At 47.4% G+C, this 18,413-nt stretch carries 11 protein-coding genes; 9 read left to right on the top strand and 2 right to left on the bottom strand.

Annotation, left to right across the window (positions count from 1 at the left end; all coding sequences use genetic code 11):
- Positions 1 to 250 precede the first annotated feature (250 nt).
- The 7 genes from ABD031_RS06470 to ABD031_RS06440 all read left to right on the top strand — a co-directional run bounded on the left by ABD031_RS06470 (position 251) and on the right by ABD031_RS06440 (position 11,643).
- Positions 251 to 2,068 carry an alkaline phosphatase gene (locus ABD031_RS06470; protein ID WP_343849585.1) on the top strand — a complete coding sequence of 606 codons (1,818 nt, stop codon included), beginning with the start codon at positions 251 to 253 and terminating at the stop codon, positions 2,066 to 2,068.
- A 220-nt stretch (positions 2,069 to 2,288) separates the two neighbouring features.
- Positions 2,289 to 2,708 (top strand): hypothetical protein, encoded by a 420-nt coding sequence (locus ABD031_RS06465; RefSeq protein ID WP_343849584.1) that lies wholly within the window; start codon positions 2,289 to 2,291, stop codon positions 2,706 to 2,708.
- A 155-nt stretch (positions 2,709 to 2,863) separates the two neighbouring features.
- A complete protein-coding gene (locus ABD031_RS06460) occupies positions 2,864 to 3,958 on the top strand; it encodes an efflux RND transporter periplasmic adaptor subunit (RefSeq protein ID WP_343849582.1) in 1,095 nt (364 codons plus the stop codon).
- A 25-nt stretch (positions 3,959 to 3,983) separates the two neighbouring features.
- Positions 3,984 to 7,220, top strand: coding sequence for an efflux RND transporter permease subunit (locus tag ABD031_RS06455; protein WP_343849581.1), 3,237 nt, complete (start codon positions 3,984 to 3,986; stop codon positions 7,218 to 7,220).
- A 96-nt stretch (positions 7,221 to 7,316) separates the two neighbouring features.
- Positions 7,317 to 8,750, top strand: coding sequence for a TolC family protein (locus ABD031_RS06450; protein ID WP_343849580.1), 1,434 nt, complete (start codon positions 7,317 to 7,319; stop codon positions 8,748 to 8,750).
- Positions 8,751 to 9,106: 356 nt separating this feature from the next.
- Complete coding sequence (locus ABD031_RS06445; protein WP_343849578.1) at positions 9,107 to 10,810, top strand: right-handed parallel beta-helix repeat-containing protein; 1,704 nt, start codon at positions 9,107 to 9,109, stop codon at positions 10,808 to 10,810.
- Positions 10,811 to 11,151: 341 nt separating this feature from the next.
- On the top strand, positions 11,152 to 11,643 hold the full coding sequence (locus ABD031_RS06440; RefSeq protein ID WP_343849576.1) for a DUF4142 domain-containing protein: 492 nt from the start codon (positions 11,152 to 11,154) through the stop codon (positions 11,641 to 11,643).
- A 294-nt stretch (positions 11,644 to 11,937) separates the two neighbouring features.
- Here the strand turns inward: ABD031_RS06440 and ABD031_RS06435 are convergent, their stop codons facing one another.
- Positions 11,938 to 13,806 carry an adenylate/guanylate cyclase domain-containing protein gene (locus ABD031_RS06435; RefSeq protein ID WP_343849574.1) on the bottom strand — a complete coding sequence of 623 codons (1,869 nt, stop codon included), beginning with the start codon at positions 13,804 to 13,806 and terminating at the stop codon, positions 11,938 to 11,940.
- A gap of 372 nt (positions 13,807 to 14,178) precedes the next feature.
- Here ABD031_RS06435 and ABD031_RS06430 point away from each other — a divergent pair, with 372 nt between their 5' ends.
- Complete coding sequence (locus tag ABD031_RS06430) at positions 14,179 to 14,826, top strand: hypothetical protein (RefSeq protein ID WP_343849573.1); 648 nt, start codon at positions 14,179 to 14,181, stop codon at positions 14,824 to 14,826.
- Between the two features lie 56 nt (positions 14,827 to 14,882).
- Entirely contained in the window at positions 14,883 to 17,108 is a 2,226-nt protein-coding gene (locus ABD031_RS06425) for an NAD(P)-binding protein (RefSeq protein ID WP_343849572.1), read from the top strand.
- 140 nt (positions 17,109 to 17,248) lie between these two features.
- Here the strand turns inward: ABD031_RS06425 and ABD031_RS06420 are convergent, their stop codons facing one another.
- Positions 17,249 to 18,406, bottom strand: a complete 1,158-nt coding sequence (locus tag ABD031_RS06420; protein WP_343849570.1) for an alpha/beta hydrolase-fold protein — start codon at positions 18,404 to 18,406, stop codon at positions 17,249 to 17,251.
- Positions 18,407 to 18,413 lie beyond the last annotated feature (7 nt).

The raw sequence follows: 18,413 nt of genomic DNA, 5'->3' as shown, positions 1-18,413 counted from the left end.
GAAAAGCAGGTTAGCCAACAATTTCAAGATTTTCTGGTTTTCTTTCGGAAACAGAACTTCAACTTTTTGTTATGATTTGGACATGGTTCGAACTGGCCTTTGATTAGCGGTTTGTCTGAAATCAAGACCATGGGCCCAAAGTGTTCGCTTGCTTGGCCAATGGAAAATGCCTGTTTTATGAATAGGTTAAGTCTTCATCTCGCAATGCTCGGTGTGCGGCGAAATAGGGGTAAATAGACTATTTTTAGGCATGCAAACCTTCTTTTCCGGCCTCTTGGCGCTCATTCTGTTTTTACCTCTACAGGTTTTTGCCCAGCAATCAAGGCCCTTTCAGATCCACTCTCACAACGACTACCTGCAAAAAGCTCCATTTTGGACGGCATATGCGGCTGGTGCGTCTTCCATCGAGGTAGATGTAATATTGAAAGATGGGAAGCTGATGGCCGCACACGAGGTGGCCAGCATTGATCCGAAGCGGACGATTGAGAGTCTTTACCTGGATCCGATTTCGGAGGGAGTGAAGACCGGTCTTGTGATTCCCTCCAGCTTCCATTTGCTGGTGGACCTGAAGACCGAGGCTTATTCCACTTTGGAAATTCTGCGAAAAAGCATGGAAAACTATGCGCATCTCCTCTACGGTTCAGCCAATCCGGAGGGATTGAAGCTGATCATATCTGGAAATAGGCCGAAGCCAGCGGACTATTCAAAGTACCCCGAGTGGATGCTTTTTGACTTTCAGAGCAAAGAGCTGACAAAGGAGCTTCCCTGGGAAAAAATCGGGATGGTGAGCCTGAGCTTTCGCCAGTTTTCCGTTTGGAACGGCAAGGGAAGAATGGTGGAAGCCGAGCGGGAGAAGCTGCAGGCTTTCATCGATCTGGTACACAGCTTTGACCGACCGGTTCGGTTTTGGGGCTCGCCCGACAGCAAGTCGGCTTGGAAAGCTTTCCATGAAATGGGAGAAGACTATATCAACACGGACCATCCCATGGATGCCGCCGACTATCTCAGCAAGCTGCCGCAAAATGTTTATCAAAACCCCTCAATCCATGAGATTTACCCGGCCCGGTTTGAGGTGGACGGGGCAAAGGTGCCGGTGAGAAACGTGATCCTGATGATCGGAGACGGCAATGGTCTGGCGCAGATCTCCTCTGCCTTGTTTTCAAACGGAAACCAGCTCAACCTAACTCAGCTTAAAAACATGGGGTTGGTTAAGACCCAAGCCGCGGATGATTTTACGACGGATTCAGCGGCTGGCGCTACGGCTTATGCCAGCGGAGCAAAGACTAACAATCGGGCGATAGGCGTTGCGCCTGACGGGAGGGCTTTGGAGAATCTGCCGGATATTCTAGATCAGTATGGCTTTTCGAGTGGGATTGTTACCACAGACCAGCTCACGGGAGCTACGCCGGCGTCTTTTTACGCCCATCATTCCGAGCGGGACGATGCGGAGCAGCTTGCCGCTTACTTGCCCAAGAGCAAGTTGGATTTGTTTATTGGAGGAGGCAAAGACAGGTTTGCTGCCCAGCTTGGGGAGCTGGAGCAAGCGGGATTTGAGTTGGTTGACGATCTTGGGTCTTGGGAGGCTGAGCGAGTCGGGTATTTTGCCGCGCCTGGATCGCTTCCTAAGATGCTGGATGGAAGGGGAGAGTATCTCATGGATGCCACCTCCGCCGCTTTGGATTTTTTGGTAAAAAAGGGGAAACCCATTTTCCTGATGGTGGAGGCCGCAACTATTGACTCGGGAGGCCATGAAAACAGCAGCGGGATGATCGTGTCGGAGATGTTGGATTTTGACCGGGCGATAGGCAGGGTGCTGCAGTTTGCCGACGAACATCCCGGAACCTTGGTGTTGATTACGGCAGACCATGAGACTGGTGGCGTTTCTCTTCCACAGGGAGATATTGCGTCCCACACCGTCGAACTGGCATTTCACAGCGATGACCATACTGGGATTTTGGTGCCGATCTTTGCGTATGGCACGCAGGCGGATGAGTTCAGAGGCGTATACGAAAATACGGCCGTGTTTCACAAGATCATGAAAGTGATCGAAGGCAAGGATCACCAGTAGCTGTAAAAGGGCTTGGCTCCAAGGGATGGAATCGATATTCTGGATAGCGGGCAATCTGTCTCCAGTTTTTTTTGACGGGAATGTTGCAGCAGATTGAGAATCAGCGATGTGAAAATCGTTACGGAATCGGAGCTTTGCTGACTATGCGGCAATTTTTTGTTGAAAAAATTAATGATTTTTCACTTGTAGATGAAAATAACTCGATTTAGCTTTGGCGCTTATGTCGAAAATGCTGGTTCGGTTGATTCTGAGTTTTTGTGCACTTCTAGCGATAGGGAGCAGCCAGCTGTTTTTTTCTATTTCTGATTTAGCAGTCGATTCTGCTCACATTACCTGTTCAACGGACCAATTGGATCAGGAACGTGGATTCTCCACTGAATTTTCTTCGCCTGTTTTCAGAAATGATCATAAGTCACACGGGATTGTTTTTGATTGGGCTTCTGCCGCGATGGAGAAAGAGCAGGAAGAGCGTGCGGAAAGTGATCCATGGGAAATCAGGCTCACGCTGGCATTTGTTTTCTTTTTCCTGCTTTCAGAAAGTTTCAGAAATTATCACATCAGGTTCTTGCGTTTCTGCCAGAACTTCTATTTTATTTTTCCTCATCGGTTGCACCTGTATAATCGGGTCTTTACTATTTAATTCCGTTGCTGTGTCCAGGCCCGCTGTGCTTGGATCCTCTTTTTGCCAGCAATAGACCCTAATTTCCCTGGAAGCGATTAAATCTCAGGTATTTCCGAGGTTTTCGTGACTCCTAGCGGATTTTACCATCATCACTCTTTAACACGTTACCGATTATGAAAATCAATGGATTTCTCATGGCTATGGGTATAGGCGCGCTGCTGTTCAATGCCAGCTGTGACTCCCACCATGAACAACACGAGGAGGAAGCCACCTTCCTTGTCACTAGCCCCCTTCAGAAGGACACGATCGTTTACAAAGATTATGTCAGCCAAATCCGTTCTTCTCAGCATATTGAATTGCGGGCTTTGGAGAAGGGCTATCTCCAAAATATCTACGTCGACGAAGGCCAAGTCGTCAAAAAGGGCCAGTTGATGTTCCGCATCATGCCGATTATCTATCAGTCCGAGATGGAGATCGCCAGGGCCGAGGCCAACTTTGCCGAGATCGAGTACCTCAATACCAAAAGCCTGGCCGACAGCAATGTGGTCTCAGCCAATGAGTTGGCGCTGGCTAAAGCCAAACTGACCAAAGCCAAGGCCGAGCTGAGCCTCGCTCAAGCGCACTTAAGCTTCACTGAAATTCGCGCGCCGTTTGACGGCATCATGGGGCGATTCAACGACGTGCGACAGGGAAGTTTGCTGGACGAAGGCGAACTCCTCACTACGCTATCAGACAACGCCAAGATGTGGGTTTATTTCAATGTGCCGGAAGCTGAATACCTGGATCTGGTATCCAATAAATCCTTGGAAACGCTGCCAAAAGTATTGCTCCAAATGGCGAACCACAAGAATTTCGAAAATCTAGGAGTGATCGAAGCCATCGAATCTGACTTCAACAACGAAACCGGAAACATCGCCTTTCGCGCAACATTTCCGAATGAAAAAAGGCTGTTAAGACACGGAGAAACCGGCAACATCAAGATGCCGATTCAGCACCCAGGATCATTGATTATCCCTCAAAAAGCCACCTTTGAAATCCTTGACAAGAAATTTGTCTTTGTAGTGGGTGAAGACGGAGTGGTAGAATCCAGACAAATCACCGTTTTGACAGAGTTGCCGCACCTCTTCATTGTCGCCAATGAACTGAGTCCGACGGACAAGATCCTGATCGAAGGGCTGCGCAAAGTAGAAAACAGGCAAAAGATCAAGGTCGAATTTGTCGAGCTGCGCAAAGTAATGGCCGAGCTAAACAGCTTACACGCTGAATAAGGGAACTCTCTAAATCACAGGTAAGATGTTTAGTAAATTCATTCAACGACCGGTATTGGCGATAGCCATATCGCTGGCCATTATATTCTTGGGCGTACTCGCGATTGCCACCCGACCTATCTCTCAGTTTCCTGAGATTGCCCCGCCTAGAGTCAATATCTTCATCGCATATCCGGGTTCCAGTGCAGACGTGCTGGTGCAGTCCACCTTGGTGCCGCTTGAGCGCGCAATCAATGGCGTGCAAGGCATGCAGTACATCATCTCCGATGCGACGAGTGCGGGCGAAGCGACGATTCAAATCATCTTCGAACCCGGTACCGATCCCAATGCGGCGGTCGTCAACGTGAAAACCCGGGTCGATCAGGTGATGAATAACCTGCCACCGTTGGTACAGCGCGAAGGTGTCATCATCACCCCGATCCAGCCGAGCATGTTGATGTATGTCAACTTGTTCAGCAAGGACAAAAATGCCGACGAGAAGTTTCTCTACAACTACGCCAACGTCCATATCCTTCCCGAACTGCAACGAATCAATGGGATGGGTAGGGCGCAGATCCTAGGCTCTCGCCAGTATGCGATGCGGGTTTGGCTGAAGCCGGACCGAATGCGTGCCTATAATATTTCTACAGAGGAAGTACTGGAGGCGATCGACGAGCAAAGTGTGATCGGACGTCCGGGAAGACTGGGGCAGGCTTCGGGAAAAACACCTCAATCTCTGGAATATGTTCTAACGTACAAAGGTCGATTCAACAAGCCGGAGGAGTACCAGGAGATCATCATAAAGGCAAACCCTGAGGGCGAGATCCTCAAGCTGAAAGATATCGCCGAAGTGGAGTTGGGAAGTGAGTTTTTCGATATCTACTCCAACAAGGACGGCTATCCGGCGGCTTCCATTGTCCTCAAGCAAAATATCGGAAGCAACGCCAGCAAGGTGATCGAGGAGGTCAAGACTAAACTTGAGGAGATGGAGTCCAGCTTTCCTCCGGGCATGGAGTATGAGGTCAACTACGACGTGTCCAAGTTCGTCGACGCCTCCATCGACAAGGTCATGCATACACTCCTGGAGGCATTCATCCTGGTGGCGATCGTCGTATTCCTATTCTTGGGTGACTGGAGATCAACCTTGATTCCAGCCATTGCGGTGCCGGTTTCCCTGATCGGAGCCTTCATATTTATGCAGCTCTTTGGGCTCACGATCAACCTGATCACGCTCTTTGCCTTGGTATTGGCAATCGGGATCGTGGTCGATGATGCGATTGTAGTCGTGGAGGCGGTTCACGCCAAGATGCATGAGGAGCATCTCTCGCCCTACAAGGCAGTAAAAAAGGTATTGGGAGAGATCAGCGGTGCGATCATCGCGATCACCCTGATCATGACGGCGGTTTTTGTGCCGGTAGCCTTTATGACCGGACCGGTCGGAGTCTTCTACCGACAGTTTTCCATCACGATGGCCAGTGCGATTGTGCTTTCCGGACTTGTCGCGCTGACGCTGACGCCGGTCTTGTGCGCGATGATCTTGAAAAACGACCACGGCAAGCCGAAGAAGAAGTCGCCGGTCGACAAGTTTATCGATTGGTTCAATGCAAAATTTGAAAAACTCACAGGCGGCTACACTTGGCTATTGACTCTGATAGTGAATCGACGGGTCGTGACTTGGGGAATTTTGGCCTCCTTCGGCTTTGGCATTTTTGCAGTCAACCAAATCCTGCCGACCGGATTTATCCCCAATGAGGATCAGGGAATGATCTATGCGATTATCCAAACACCTCCGGGATCCACGCTCGAGCGAACCAACGAGGTTTCACGAAACCTCCAGAAGATCGCCGAAGAGGTGGAGGGAATTCAGTCCGTTTCTTCTTTGGCAGGGTATGAAATCCTAACTGAAGGTCGCGGATCCAACGCCGGCACCTGTCTGATCAACCTCAAAGATTGGTCGGATCGTGAGCATTCCGTGCATGAGATAATCGACGAGTTGGAGGAAAAAACCAAGGATCTCGGTGCGGTGATCGAGTATTTCGAGCCGCCGGCAGTACCGGGATACGGTGCGTCGGATGGTTTTTCGCTTCGAATGTTGGACAAAAACAGCAGCGTGGACTACCACGAGTTTGACAAAGTCAACACGGACTTCATGAATGCGCTGAAAAAGCGTCCGGAGTTAACCGGTCTGTTCACCTTCTTTGCTGCCAACTATCCCCAGTATGAGCTGATCATCGACAACGAACTGGCGATGCAGAAAGGCGTGTCTATCGGCAAAGCGATGGCCAACTTGGACGTATTGATCGGGAGTACCTATGAGCAGGGCTTTGTGCGATTTGGTACCTTCTTCAAGGTCTACACCCAGTCTGCACCTGAATACAGAAAGCTGCCCAGCGACATACTGAACATGTTCATCAAGAGCGAGCATGGGGATATGGTGCCTTATTCCTCCTTTATGAAGATGGAGAAAAGACAAGGGCCAAACGAGATCACCCGCTTCAACCTGTACACTTCTTCCTCGATCAAAGGCGTGCCGGCAAAAGGCTACACCAGTGGGGACGCGATCCGTGCGATTCAGGAAGTGGCGGCCCAGACCTTGCCGCACGGCTATGATATCGCTTGGGAAGGTCTTTCCTACGACGAATCCCGCCGGGGAAATGAGGCAGTCTACATCTTCATTGTGGTGTTGATCTTTGTGTATCTGGTTCTGGCAGCGCAATACGAAAGCTTCATTATTCCGCTTGCGGTGGTGTTTTCACTTCCTGCGGGGGTATTCGGTTCCTTCCTTTTGCTGAAGCTCACGGGATTAGCCAATGACATCTATGCGCAGATCGGTTTGATTATGCTCGTGGGGCTTTTGGGTAAAAATGCCGTCTTGATCGTGGAGTTTGCGGTGCAAAAGCGCCAGCAAGGCTCAACGATCCTTGATGCCGCCATCGAAGGTGCCAAAGTCCGTTTCCGTCCGATCTTGATGACGTCTTTTGCCTTTATCGCCGGATTGATTCCTTTGGTGATCGCAACCGGTCCGGGAGCGATCGGCAACCGAACCATCGGATCCTCCGCCCTCGGAGGGATGCTCTTCGGTACCATCTTCGGCGTGATCATCGTCCCGGGCTTGTATTACATCTTTGGTACCATGGCAGATGGTCGACATATGATCAAGGATGAGGATGAGACGCCTCTGAGTGAAAATTTTGTCGAAAATGCTTCCAGAGAAAGCGCCCTCAAAAAGTTAAAGAAGTTGCTGAACAAAATAGGATATGAAATCGATCATGACGCAAAATGAAATTAGGGGGTATGATTATCAGCTATGCGAGATTCTCCCGAAAAAAATCGGGACAGGCTATCTGACCATTTTAAATCAAATTATAAACAGATGAAAATGAGTAAGCACATCATCTCCCGATCCCTCGCAGCGGCTTTCATCTTGCTGGCTACTTGGGGCTGTAAAATCACAGAGCCGACTTCCCGTGCCGAAAATACGTCCACTCCTGAGAGCTATATCGGCTCTCAGGATACCACAAACGTAGCGCAGATCAAGTGGGCTGATTTCTTCAACGATCCAAACCTGAAGTCCCTGATCGATACGGCACTGAGTCGCAATCAGGAACTCAATATGGTCCTGCAGGAGATTAACATCTCCAACAACGAGATCAAAGCCAGAAAAGGCGAGTACTTGCCGGTCGTGAATGCGCAGGCAGGTGCCGGGATGGACAAAGTGGGCAGATATACCCGCTATGGGGCCTTGGAAGCCAACAATGAGATTAAACCGGGTCAGGAATTTCCAGAGCCATACACTGACTTTACCCTCGGAGTCTATGCGTCCTGGGAACTCGATGTTTGGAAGAAATTAAGGAACGGAAAGAAAGTAGCCGTATACAACTACCTCTCTTCGGTCGAAGGAAAAAACTTCATGGTGACGCAGTTGGTGTCAGAGATCGCCAGTTCTTATTACGAACTGATGGCATTGGACAATCAGCTGGAGATCCTCAATCAGAACATCGACATCCAAAAGAATGCGCTTGCGATCGTCAAACTACAGAAAGAAGCTGCAAAAGTGACCGAGCTTGCGGTGAAACGATTTGAGGCCGAAGTGGCCAAAAACCAGAGCTCCATCTACGTGATTCATCAGCGAATCACAGAGACCGAAAACCGGATAAACTTCCTTTTGGGGAGGTTTCCTCAGCCGGTCTTGAGAAGTTCTGAAAACTTTGCGGAGCTGATGCCTACCCTGGTCAAGGCGGGGATTCCTTCCCAGCTTTTGGCCAATCGTCCGGATATCAAGCAGGCAGAGTTGGGTTTGGCAGCCGCCAAGTTGGACGTGCAGATCGCCAAGGCGAATTTCTATCCGTCGTTTCGCATCGTCGCTGGATTGGGCTACCAAGCCTTTGATCCCAAGTTTTTGTTTACCACTCCGGAATCTCTGCTATACTCCCTGGCTGGAGATATGGTCGCTCCGCTGATCAATAGAAACGCCATCAAGGCCAACTACAATTCTGCCAATGCCAAGCAACTCCAAGCAGTAGTGAACTATGAGCAAAGTATCCTCAACGGCTACATTGAAGTAGCCAACCAGCTGGCCAAAGTCTCTAACCTGGAAAAAAGCTACGGGCTGAAATCACAGCAGGTAGAGGCGTTGACACAATCTATTTCCATCTCCAACGGCCTGTTTAGATCCGCCAGGGCGGATTACATGGAAGTCTTGCTGACCCAAAGGGATGCCTTGGAGTCGAGAATGGAGCTGATCGAAACCAAGATGGAACAGATGAATGCGATGGTCAATGTCTACCAGGCTCTGGGAGGAGGCTGGGATTGACTCAATCCATCCAAGACGTTAGCTGATGCTAGCATAGAGTGATGATTAACTTTCTGATCAAAAACCATTCTGCAGCGTTGTGGGATGGTTTTTTTTGGTTTTTATGAAAGCGGTTTTTGAACGGGGCTTAGTCGAACGGGGCTCCGATCAGGAAGGGATTTCCAGGCTGAGTTGTTACCTTTTGGAACCCAACAAACAGCAAACCCATGAAACTGGGAATGCCCCTGTCATTTTTTCTTGTCGTTTTTTTGTCGACATCGTTGGCTGCCCAAGAAATATATGTCGCTCCGACTGGGCTTGATTCGAATCGGGGATCCCTCGATCAACCCCTGAAATCAATCTCTGCGGCCCAGAAAATGGCGATTTCTAGCCTGCAAGAGCATCCCGGATCGGAGGTGACAGTCTGGATGGCTGACGGCATTTACCCGATTTCGGAGCCTTTGGTATTCGGTCCACGGGAGCTTGGAGAGGAAGGGACTTTGGTTTTCAAAGCCCAACAAGATGCCCAGCCAGTCATCTCCGGTGGCGTAGAAATCAGCGGCTGGATCAAAAATAGCGAGGGGCTGTGGGAAGCGGCTCTGCCGAAAGAGTTGGACGAGACGTCGGGCTTTCGCGAGTTGTTTATTTCCGGCAAAAGAGCTGCCCGGGCCAGATTTCCCAATGAAGGCTATCTCCGGGTCAAACAGGCTGGGGTAGATCGCCGAACCAATTTCTATTTTCAGAAAGGCGATTTTCCGATTCCTGTGAATCTAGAAGGAGTAGAGCTGGTCTTCCTGCACGACTGGTCTATCTCCAGAATCGGTATTCAAGAAATCGACACGGCGGCAGATCAGTTGATTGCTGTGGACTCGATCGGGGCAAGGATACCGGCGTTTTTCACGATTGACAACTGGGAGCCGCATCCGCGATATTTCCTGGAAAATGCCCCTGAGTTTTTGGACGCAGACTACGAATGGATTTTTCTGAAAAGTCAAAACAAAGTCTTGCTTAAACTCCCCCAAAACGTAAATCCGACGAATTCGAAGGTGTCAATTCCTTTTTCCCAAGGACTAATTGTGGTGGAAGGTGAGGAAAATTATCCGGTTAAAAATATCCATTTCGAAGGAATCACCTTTCAATACAGCAAATGGGAAATCCCGGAAAAAGGCTACTCGGGCATACAGGCTTGCCATTTCGATCCTCGACCTAGCAACGAAGGCTGGGCGGTGGTCCCGGCGGCGATTATTTCGATTTGGAGCGAAAATATCACGTTTACCGATTGCAATTTCAGGAATTTAGGTGGGTCTGGAATCTGGTTTGGTCCTGGCTCCAAAAACTGCAAGATCATCGACTCAAGCCTTAAAGATATTGCCGGAAACGGAATTATGATTGGAGAGGGGCAAGACCGAATCGTCAACGGCCAGCCTTGGTGGAAGTCTGCGCCAGAGCAAGTGGCTTCGGGGAATGTCGTTGAAAATAGTACCATCTCGCAGGTTGGATCACAATTTTATGGAGCGGTAGGCATCTGGTGTGGGCTTACGGCGCAGACCGCAATCAAGAACAACGTCCTGTTTGATCTGCCCTACACTGGGATTTCGGTAGGCTGGATGTGGAGTCCAGAGGCAACGCCTGCCCGTGAAAATATCATTTCGGGTAACCATATCCATGAAATCATGAATATCCTGAGCGACGGGGGAGGGATCTATTTGCTGGGTCTTCAGCCGGAGAGCAAAGTCTTGGACAATCGAATTCACGGCGTAAAAGTCAATGCCGGACGGGCCGAAAGCAACGGGATGTTTCTCGATGAAGGGATTACGGGTGTGCTGGTCGAGGGCAATCTGGTTTATGATATCGCCAAATCGCCGCTGCGGTTTCATCGTGCGACCACCAACTTGGTGAGGGGAAATTTCTTTTTCTCGGATGACAGTAACCCTCCGATTCGCTACAATACCACCGATGAAGAAGCTATTGAAAAGGTAGATAATCTGTTCTTTTCCGAAGGCGAGCCAAGCTACCAAAAGGAGTTATCGCATGCTATTTCTCGGTGGGAAAAGAAGCAACGGAAGAAGAGAAAGCGCTAAAGGCTTTTTTAAAAACCGTTACCCAGATTGACTTCAATGATTTTTTGATTCACTAAAGCCCTCATTTTCCTTCATCCCACTCGGCTAAACCGTGTGAATTTGCCAGAATTGGGAATTTTTTGGAACAGTCTGTTGGCATGCTACACAATCATTTTATAGAAAAAGTGCATTTAAATGGCCTAGATGCCTTGGGAACAGTCATTGCATACTTCTCGACGAACACTAAACCAACTATTTTCATTATGAGATTAAGTAATCAAACTCAGACACAGTCATCATTCCGATCAGCTGTCATCAAAAGATCAGGCGCAGTAGTACTATCAGCCTTTTGCCTTTTAGGGATGGCATCTTGTGAAAATGAAGACGACGATCCCATCGTGGATACAGTGAGCCAGCAAGATCGAAATTTTGCGATTTCCTCCTCACAGTTTATCAATGCCCAAACTGCTTTTGGACAATTGGCTATGGATAAGGGCGAAGACGATTCCGTAATGGAGTACGCCAATATGCTCGTTGAGGACAATACCAATAGCATCACCGAACTGGAGGCGATTGCCGACTCCAAGGAAATCGAGGTTTCGATGGAAATGTCTGCTGAAATGCAGGCCAAATACGACGAGCTGGCAATGATGGAAGGCGAAGAATTTGACAAGGCCTTTATTCAATTTCAGCTCGACGCGCTCGACGCTTCTAAGTCGATGTTTGAAAATCAGATCGACAACGGACAAAATTTCACGGTCAAAGGATATGCTGAAAAAGGCCTAGCCCAGATCAAGGAACACCGAACTGAAGCCGCTTTGGTGAAAGTAGAAATCGGGCTGGAGGATTTATAACATTTGAATCCCCAACCTGTAGCCAGTTTCCGTCAGGGGAAGCTGGCTTTTTTTTGCTTGAAAAATCTAAATGGAGTCCTTAGAAGGCTTCTTTGACATTTTCCTCTGTTTTTTTGCGCCGGTGCGCGTGGAGATTTTCAGGAAAAAGATTGGTCTAGGTGCCGCCAAAAGGTCGCATTTGGATAGACCCATGTCTTAAGAATTCAACTGTTTGCCTCCTGCCGAATTGGTCTCTGTATCCCGGACCTCGGTGAAAGCAAACTCTTCAAAAGTTTTTTAATCCAAGGAGATGAATCAAGCTGTTACTTTTCCGTCTACAAAGTACATGTTGACCTTGCCTAGGTTTTTAGCTTCTATTTTCCCGCGAGGGATACAATAAAATACATCTTTTACTAGCTGATACGTAGCTTCAGAGACATTGACTTTGCCAGGCACGCTATTGCTTTCCATTCTTGATGCAAGATTGACAGTACTGCCCCATATATCAAAGGCGAATTTATCTTTTCCCACGACACCTGCAGTGACTGGTCCGGTGTGAATTCCACATCGCATCTGCCACTTTTCACCGATGATGACTTTAAATTTTTCATCCAAAAATTCCTGCATCTCCAGGGCAGCTTTTACAGAATTGATCGGGTGAAAGTCATTGCCGGAAATACCCCCAGCAGCCATGTAAGCATCTCCGATGGTTTTGATTTTTTCAAGTCCATGTTTCTTTACGATTTCATCAAAGGCTCTGAAAATATCATCCAATTCCCCCACGAGTTCCGAAGCATCGAGTGTTTCTGCAATTTTGGAAAAGCCCGCAAAATCTGTAAAAAGCACGCTTACACTCGCATGATATTTTAGGATTGACTTACCTGTTTCCTTCAATTCCACCGCAGTGGCATAGGGGAGAATATTCAGTAAAAGCAAGTCTGATTTCTTCTTCTCTTCTTCTATTATCATGAGGCTGTTTGACAGTTCAAGCGTTCTTTCCTTTACTTTTTCCTCAAGTAGGATGTTTTGCTGTAGGATGAAATGTGCTTTTTCTTCAGCAGCTATCAACGCGTCTGCCTGGGCAATTTCACGTTCTTTTTTATATAAATTGATTCGGTCTGCCAATGCAAACGACAGTAAGGTTACCTCGATAGCAGATCCCAGTTGCATGTAGTTGAAATAATAAACCACGGGTAGGAAATTGATAGTTTCCAGTATGGCTCCTATAAATCCAAAAATCAAAAATCCCCAAGCCAACAAATAGTATTTTGCTGGGAGGTATCCGTTTTTCAAGATGACAATGCCCGCAACCAAGAAAAAAACCGCCATAAAAAACACTGTTGCCTGGGCCAATATCAAAGCGGCAATTTTGTAGGGGGTAAACATTGCCACAAAGATTACTAGCCCAAGAAAAATGAAAAGAGTCGAAACTTGATGGAGGATGGGAGCTCGTTGTTTGGTATTCAAAAATGCCCGGGTAAAAAACGTCGCCGTGAGGATGGTCATCGCGGTGGATATCACCGCGTATTTATTTAAAGCAGGATTCTCAGGCCAGACAAATTCAAAAACATATTGGTACACCGTGGACATAAACCAAGTAATGCATACCACATAAGCTACATACAAGAGATAGATATATTCTCTGGTGGAAAAGTACAAAAAGAGATTATAGAGGATGATCAATAGCATGAACCCAAAATAGATCCCCTGAATAAGATCTAAATGGTGATTGTCTTCCATGAAGGCTTGAAGCGTGCCGACTCTCAGGGGGAAGAAAAAGGGTTGATTGGTGGATACTTTCAGAAAATAGGTTTGCGTTTCGCCTTGCTCAATCTTCAGAGGCAAAAGGAAATTGGACACCTTGATTTCTCTGGAAGAAAAAGGCAAATCATCGCCCGTCAATTGAACGTCCTCGACCTTTCCATCTGAAACCTGATAAAGGGCAACGCTGTCAATAAATGCCGACCCTATCTGTAAATAGAAGTCATTTTCATCCACTTTTTTGAAATCCAACCTAAGCCAATAAGCATCGGAAGTGCTTCCAAAATTGGGTGTGTCCTGAAAATATGGAGCGAATTTTTTTTGTGTGTCAGGGTTCAGAATCTCTTCTATTCCAAGAAATGCAGAATCCCTTAAGTAATGGACCTGGTTTCCAACAGGAATTAGCTGATCACTTGATTTCAATAAAATCTCGGTTTGTCCCTGGGCAACTACGGGAAGCGTCCAAATCAAAAGCAGAAAAATTAATCTGGCACCATAACTTCCCATTACGCTGAAATTTTCTTTAAGTTAAAATGAATTTGAATAATTTTTATAAAAATTAGATTCTTCTCAGTTTTCAATTTTAACTTAAGGTTTGCCAAAAATCCTAGTCCCGTGATTTTATCCTCGCATTCTTCAAAATTGAAAGAACTGGAATCCAGAACTTTGGATTATGTCGAAACGCTCCGCGATAGTCCGAGCGCAAGATTAGAATCCAGGGAGAAATTCTACATAACTCATTGTGCAAAATCTAAAAAGCATGCATATGGTTTAGGAGATTCTGAGATTTCTTTTTTGAAATGGGAAGAAAGAGGTGTCTTGAAATCCAAAGAAGCGTTACCTCCGGGAAGTCCCTGGTGGAACAATGTTAACCTTTGGTTTATATTCCTATCGGAATTTGGAGCAGCTGCGCTAGCAGCCGGGCTGATAAAAGAATTGCCTCCAGGGCCGTCGAAATTGTGGGCCGAGTTTATCCAAAATCAGAATCCCAAAACCTGGTACAGAGCTCACAATTCGAGTATTATAGAAGGATACATCAAATTTTCAGGTCTGGCTGAGAAAGAAAACCTTCCTGAGCAAGTGTTCATCAACCAAGTGCTGTATCGTTTACTTTTTGCCCAATTTATGGTAGAGGGAGACTTTTGGTTTCCACGTTTAGGGATGTTTCTGGCTAATCCCCAGGGAATTTCAGTTCGCATGATCACCCATCTCGACGGGTTCTATCCCAAGCATTATCCGATGACCGATGAGGAAGTCGAAGAGGTGATGGGCAAATGCCATCACCTGCAGGGAAGACTTGTCAAATTCTTGGACCGGACGTTTATTTTGCCCAAAATAATTAGAATCTACACGACGACTTTCGGCCTTAATGGTCAACTGCTGACTCCATTGTTCCTGATAAAAAACAACCCCTGCTATCCCAGGGGAATCCCAAGATCATAAACTGAGTATTCGTCACCTTTTTTTAACCCATTTTCCCCAAAACTAAATCTAAGCCCATGACCACCGAATCGAAAAAAAAGAAAATCACAGTTTTAGGTGGCGGTATGGCTGCCTTATCCGCAGTCCATGAATTGACAGATTATCCAGGTTGGAAGGACCGCTACGAGATCACGGTCTATCAGATAGGCTGGAGACTGGGAGGGAAAACGGCCACTGGGAGAGGGAATTGCAACCGGATCGAAGAGCACGGGATCCACATCCTGCAAGGCTGGTACGACACTACTTTCCGGCTTCTTAGGGATGTATATAAAGAGCGTAAGACAAATAATCTAGCGCCCGACAGTCCACTTCAAGATTTGTTCAAAGACGGGTTGAAAAGGAACAACACCACTTTGATGACGGATTTTGATGTCGAAACGGGGAAATGGACCAATTGGCCGTTGATATTTCCGCAGCTCGAGGATCTTCCCGGTGACGGCGAGCCACTTTCTACCTGGGAGCTGATCGAAAAAGGAATTGCGATGATGCTGGAAATCGCCTTGGGAAGCCCCTATCGCAAGGGAATCAATCCAATAAGCAAATGGATCCTGGATCACTATTTTCCATCAAATGGCGAAGGTGGTCTAAGCGAACCCAAGAAAAAAAGCTTTTTGGAAAGAGTCATTGAATTTTTCATCTCGAAGAAAACCCAGATTGAACAATTCCATCAAGAAAAATACGACGGCCTGGTGGAATCTTTAGATATCACAAAAAATAAAACCGACAGCGCGGCATATCATAGATTGACTAAGGCGCTTGGGATATTAAGGAAAATAGTAGGTATCATAGAAAAAAGGGAGTTGAAATTAATGGGAAAGAGACCCGCCTTGAAACGAATCAACCTGATGATTGCCTTGGCATACTACAATCTGAAAGGAGTTTTGGAAGACGTCTATGATCCAAGATCAGAAAAATTTGATTTCAACCGGATCAATGACATTGACTATCGGGAATGGCTTAGGAAACAGGGGGCACCTGATTGGGTTGTTTTTTCTGTGGTGGTACGATTTTTTTATACCGGCACTTTTGCAAATCTGGTCAATGAGAAAGGAGGGGCAATCGGTGCAGGTACGGCATTGGAGTTTTTCACCAAATCAGTGGGATACAAAGGTTCCTTTGTCTTTCAGTTTGTCTACGGAACGGGCGATGTCATGGTGATGCCTATGTACGAGGTGCTTAAAAACCGGGGCGTGGAATTTAAATTCTTTCAAGAAATCAAGCAGATCCACTATTCTGATACCGGGGCGATTCAGAAGATTTCTTTGGCAGAGCAGGTGAAGCTCAATGGCGCTACTTATGATCCTGTCAAGAAGATTGGAGACTTAAATGCTTGGCCATCAGTGCCAAATTATGAACAGATAGACCCCGGATACGCTAAAAGATTGATAGACGGACAGGTGAACTTGGAGGATCCTTGGGCCAACTGGACTAACTATCAGGACGGAACTCTGAATCTGGGGGTGGATTTTGATGAAGTTATCTTAGGGATACCCATTGGGACTTTGAAAACGATCTGTAGTGAAATCATCGAAAAGCAAAGCAAATGGAAACTGATGGTAGACAATGTGCTGACCACGCCGACTATATCTTCCCAATTGTGGTTTTTGCCTAAGTTGAAGGAATTGGGATTCGAGTTGGCTGCCTGGGGATTGCCCGAAGAAGGAGGTGCTCCCAACGTTGTGGTCTATCAAAACCCCATGTATTCCTGGTTGGACAGCTCGCTGGTATTGCCAAACGAAGACTGGCCTGCCGGTCAAAAACCTGAATTTCTCGCCTATTTCACCGGGCCTTTGACTTTGAGGGCGCCGCTTCCACCTTTCACCGATCATAATTTTCAGAAGAAAGAAACGCAAAGATTGATCGATTCTTTTGAGCAATGGCTCAATGACAATGCCGGCTGGTTTTGGCCAAAAGGAGCTACTGAGACTTATCCTCAAGGCTTAGACTTTCAGTTGTTGGCGGATCCGGAAAATAACAAAGATGGGTTCAGCAGGTTTGTTAACCAGTACTTCAGAGCCAATGTGAGACCTACGGATCATTACACCCTGTCCGTTCCCAATAGCCATAAATATCGTCTTAAGACCGATCAAAGTGGTTTCTCGAATCTTTTCATGTGTGGTGACTGGATAGATTTCGGAGCCAACGTCGGCTATATCGATGGCGCCATTCAATCTGGGTTGCAGGCTGGTCAAGCTTTACGCTTGAAGTTGGGCCTGGGAAACCACAAAGTGATCTGGAGGTAAATTGTCATTGTAATATTGAGATTTGACAGCCGTTATTTGAGCTTTTCATTCTGGTAAGTCTGTTCTAAAATTGTCAACCAACAAAAAACGCAGCCATTCATAGACTGCGCTCGGGTGGTTGATTGTTTGGTAAATTATTATCAGAAAAGCATCGGCGCAAACATGGAAAGATAGGTTCTCCAGTTGGCCCAGGTATGTCCCCCTTCGTTTTCGAAGTATTCATGCTTCAATCCGGATTTTTCCAGCAGGCTGAGCAAGCGTTTGTTGGATTCCATGACAAAGTCCTCTTTGCCGCAGGCTACCCAATAGTTGGAAACGCCGCTGTCCTTCAGGGCGATGAATTTTTTCTCCAGATCAGCCATGTCTGCATTCGCGTCAAATATCCCGCTGCTGAAAACGCCGATGTAGCCAAAAGTATCCGGATAGGTAAGCGAGGCGGTGATGGTGTGTCCGCCCCCCATCGACAGTCCTGCTAGGGCACGATGGTTTTTGTCGGGTTTTACCCGGAAGTTCTTTTCGATATAAGGTACGACGTCCTCCACCAAGCTCTTCTCAAATTTCCCCTGAAACTGCCCCCGGGTTTCCCGTGTAGGTGCAGTAATCCCTGGAATCTCCCGAAGGGTGGAGGTCTGCCAGGCGTTACCGTTGGTCATCACCACGATCATCGGTTTGGACTTGCCGGAGGCGATCAGGTTGTCTAGAATCAGATTTGCTCTGCCCAATGCCGTCCAGGCATCCTCGTCACCACCCGCACCATGCAGGAGGTAGAGGACAGGGTAGGAGTCTTTCCCACTGTCGTATCCCGGAGGAGTGTAGACGTACATCCTTCTGTCCGTTCCCAAAGAAGGAGATGGGTACCACATCTGGGTAATATTCCCATGTGGTGTTTCATTCAATTGAAAGACTTTGGATTCATCGCCCGGCACCATCAGCAAACTTGCGTAGCGGGTACCGTCCCGGAGAGCATGAGCATTGGTGGGGTCGATCGCCGATACCCCGTCGATGAAGAAATTGTAATGGTACATGGAAGACGGTAGCGGATCGATGGTCACAGACCACACGCCCTGTGCGCCTTTGGTCAGGGAAAGTTTTTCGCCAAAACCCATCCAGCTGCCGTTGAGTGTGACTTCGGTGGCTTTTTCGGAGAGCACTCGGAACGTAACTGATCTGTTGTCGGCAATCTCCGGAGAGACTACCCGAGGAGCTTGCATCGCGCTGATCTCCTGCGCTTGGATCCGGGTCGAAACTCCCAAGAAGAGAATCAAAGCCAGACTTTTAATTAATTGATTGAATTTCATGTGTTAA

This window comes from Algoriphagus jejuensis (assembly GCF_039523455.1).
In the GTDB taxonomy this organism is placed as follows: domain Bacteria; phylum Bacteroidota; class Bacteroidia; order Cytophagales; family Cyclobacteriaceae; genus Algoriphagus; species Algoriphagus jejuensis.
This window is presented reverse-complemented; position numbering and strand designations above follow the sequence as displayed.

Bases quoted from the DNA above. Each gene is read 5' to 3' on its own strand.
- ABD031_RS06440 (WP_343849576.1), top strand. From the start codon at position 11,152: ATGGCATCTTGTGAAAATGAAGACGACGATCCCATCGTGGATACAGTG.
- ABD031_RS06420 (WP_343849570.1), bottom strand. From the start codon at position 18,406: ATGAAATTCAATCAATTAATTAAAAGTCTGGCTTTGATTCTCTTCTTG.
- ABD031_RS06425 (WP_343849572.1), top strand. From the start codon at position 14,883: ATGACCACCGAATCGAAAAAAAAGAAAATCACAGTTTTAGGTGGCGGT.
- ABD031_RS06465 (WP_343849584.1), top strand. From the start codon at position 2,289: ATGTCGAAAATGCTGGTTCGGTTGATTCTGAGTTTTTGTGCACTTCTA.
- ABD031_RS06470 (WP_343849585.1), top strand. From the start codon at position 251: ATGCAAACCTTCTTTTCCGGCCTCTTGGCGCTCATTCTGTTTTTACCT.
- ABD031_RS06445 (WP_343849578.1), top strand. From the start codon at position 9,107: ATGGCGATTTCTAGCCTGCAAGAGCATCCCGGATCGGAGGTGACAGTC.
- ABD031_RS06455 (WP_343849581.1), top strand. From the start codon at position 3,984: ATGTTTAGTAAATTCATTCAACGACCGGTATTGGCGATAGCCATATCG.
- ABD031_RS06450 (WP_343849580.1), top strand. From the start codon at position 7,317: ATGAGTAAGCACATCATCTCCCGATCCCTCGCAGCGGCTTTCATCTTG.
- ABD031_RS06460 (WP_343849582.1), top strand. From the start codon at position 2,864: ATGAAAATCAATGGATTTCTCATGGCTATGGGTATAGGCGCGCTGCTG.